At 44.5% G+C, this 1,313-nt stretch carries 3 protein-coding genes; all 3 read right to left on the reverse strand.

The genetic code is table 11. The features are described from left to right. Positions 1–158 precede the first annotated feature (158 nt). Entirely contained in the window at positions 159–335 is a 177-nt protein-coding gene (locus tag LKD42_RS15045) for a hypothetical protein (protein ID WP_201428275.1), read from the reverse strand. A 3-nt stretch (positions 336–338) separates the two neighbouring features. Continuing rightward, the gene (locus LKD42_RS15050) at positions 339–722 is read right to left on the reverse strand and encodes a hypothetical protein (protein WP_248836170.1); all 384 of its coding nucleotides are present in this window, start codon (positions 720–722) and stop codon (positions 339–341) included. A 1-nt stretch (position 723) separates the two neighbouring features. Further along, on the reverse strand, positions 724–1,313 hold a 590-nt coding region (locus tag LKD42_RS15055; RefSeq protein ID WP_248836171.1), incomplete at its 5' end, for a YopX family protein.

The raw sequence follows: 1,313 nt of genomic DNA on the forward strand, positions 1-1,313 counted from the left end.
TGTCTCCTAATCGAACGGAAGCTCTTCTTCGATTCCGTCCGGTATGTTCATAAAGCCGTCTGCTCCTGGAACCGTTTAGCCGCCTCAGCATCCACTGCACGCTCCAGATGGTTATAATGTGCCCGCCGTTTGGCGTTCTTCTCAGCTGCTTTCATCCTTCATCTTCTCGCCCCTTTCATGAACGCCTCAACCATGGCTTTTTTCCAGCTTCTTTCGTATTGTCCACAGCAGTATGTGTTCACTGTAACATCTCTGAACTCTTCACTCTTCGGGCACACACAGACCCCTCTGCTGCCGTGGTATCTGCATGTGTCACACGTTCTGTCGTAATTCATTTTTTATTTCCCCTTCTGTAATGATTTCAAAAATTCTGCCAGTTCCGTTTCACTGTTGGGATATTTGCTGTAAGTTTCTCTTACATTCCACTTAGGAACTCCATTTTTCTTTTCAGCCTCTGGACCTCCTACCAGATGGAAATAACAGCTTTCTCTTTCCGGAGTGTGTTTATTGCCCGGAATGATATATGTTTCCGCGATCAATCTTGCCCCGTTGTCAAAATCATACTTGTAATATTTACATCCAATATTCTCGTCTTCGTACCACAATCCCCATTCTTTGTATTTTCTGAGCCACGCTCTCCGCTGTTCATTATTTTTCAGCACTGGAAGCACTGGCTGTTTCCCACCTTCGTGGTACTGCAATGTTTTATGGTATATTGTCATGTTATTCATCCTCCCTGTATGGTTTCGGCAGCGGCATCCAGGCATTGACGAACAGGTCGTTTGCCAGACAGGTATCTTCGTCAATGCAATCCCCCAGATACCATGCACCACCTAATTCTTCATCATCCACGTATCTCCCAACCAATGGAAGAGAGAAATTTTCAAACGACATCAGCACATAACTATCATTTTCCGGCAATCTCTCTGTCACCGGGATCCATCCGGGCTCGCTAACCGTATGGGATTCCAGACGGTTTCCTTTTGTATCTTCAAGCACATTGCCGATCACACTTACTTTTTTGTACCAGTAGCCCAGATCTTTTCTGTAATTTGTTTCCTCTGGAAAATCAGCATAAAATCCTGCTGTATATTTTCCATGTCTGACAACAGCCGTATATTCCCCATACTGTACAATGTCATTTTCCCAGATTTTCTTACCATTCTTATCACACAATCCTGTATACTGGCATAATGTTTCCGGGTTGATCTCATACAGTCGCAATCTGTTTGGCATACCCCAGTCTGTCATTTCGTCCACTGCAATCAGATGATGCAACGGTACAGGATGCCGTTTATAATCTTCCTCGCAAC

Source organism: Hominisplanchenecus faecis (assembly GCF_020687205.1).
Taxonomy (GTDB): Bacteria; Bacillota; Clostridia; order Lachnospirales; family Lachnospiraceae; genus Hominisplanchenecus; species Hominisplanchenecus faecis.

Bases quoted from the DNA above. Each gene is read 5' to 3' on its own strand.
- LKD42_RS15045 (WP_201428275.1), bottom strand. From the start codon at position 335: ATGAATTACGACAGAACGTGTGACACATGCAGATACCACGGCAGCAGA.
- LKD42_RS15050 (WP_248836170.1), bottom strand. From the start codon at position 722: ATGACAATATACCATAAAACATTGCAGTACCACGAAGGTGGGAAACAG.